Annotated in this window: 1 protein-coding gene; it reads left to right on the top strand. The window is 61.5% G+C overall.

The annotated features are described in order from the left end of the window. Positions 1-769 precede the first annotated feature (769 nt). The gene (locus E1958_RS21735; protein WP_279512456.1) at positions 770-904 is read left to right on the top strand and encodes a hypothetical protein; all 135 of its coding nucleotides are present in this window, start codon (positions 770-772) and stop codon (positions 902-904) included. Positions 905-983: the final 79 nt, after the last annotated feature.

Genomic DNA, 983 nt, shown 5'->3' with positions numbered 1-983 from the left:
ATGGGAGCCAGAGAAAAGGGAGGGGGCTGGCCCCCGCCCGCTTCTTTTTCCTATAGGAAAAACGTGAAAATCCGCGCCTGGCTCAGACGGCGGGGTGCGGCCCGACGCTTACCGGTGCCAGGCCTTTCCCGCCCTATGCGGTCAAGGCGTAGGCTGGGATGAGCTCGCGAACCCCAGCATTCCCGGATTTCTCCGCGGCGCGGAGCTTCTGCGTTCCCACGCAGCGCGTGGGAACGAGAAAAAGGAGTAGGGCAAGGCGTGGAGATCGAGGTCCAAAGCCGCAACCGGGCCTGGCAAGGACTCACCGGAGTGTCTTGAAGACTCACTAGAGCGTCTTGAGGACCCATCGGAGCCTGTTAAAGACTCACCGGAGAATCCTGAAGACTCACCAGAGAGTGTTGAAGACCCACGGGAGAGTCCTGAAGACTTACCGGAGAGTCCTGAGGACTCACGGGAGAGTCTTGAGGACTCATCGGAGAGTGTTAAAGACTCACGGGAGAGTCTTGAGGACTCATCGGAGAGTGTTGAAGACTCACGGGAGAGTCTTGAGGACTCATCGGAGAGTGTTGAAGACTCGCGGGAGAGTCTTGAGGACTCATCGGAGAGTGTTGAAGACTCACGGGAGTGTCTTGAAGACTCAATGGAGTGTCTTGAACCCTTACCGGAGAGCCCTGTAGGTCGGATCAGGCCAGGCCCCGTCCCGACGCAGGAGGGAGCCCGGCCGCCACCCGACGGAGATGGCTGGCATCCGGCGGCAGGGGCCGACAGGATGTCGGCGGTCCTGAGCCAGCTGGGACCGCCGTCTTTCAGACGGCTTACGGACCCCATGACCAGCTGGCGGCAACGCTCACAGCAGACGCCCTCTGGGCCGCACCGGATAACGCCGGACAGCCGGCAGCTGTGATTCCCGTGTATACGAATGCTGGACACCGGCCTGATGCTCTCCGCGGCGCGGAGCTCTGCTCGTTCCCACGCTCCAGCGT

This window comes from Candidatus Thiosymbion oneisti, from assembly GCF_004359955.1.
GTDB classification, from domain to species: Bacteria; Pseudomonadota; Gammaproteobacteria; order Chromatiales; family Chromatiaceae; genus Thiosymbion; species Thiosymbion oneisti.
The sequence above is the reverse complement of the archived record's forward strand: the minus strand, read 5'-3'. Positions and strand labels throughout refer to the sequence as shown.

Excerpts from the sequence above, each read along its gene's own strand:
- E1958_RS21735 (WP_279512456.1), top strand. The coding sequence starts at position 770 with ATGTCGGCGGTCCTGAGCCAGCTGGGACCGCCGTCTTTCAGACGGCTT.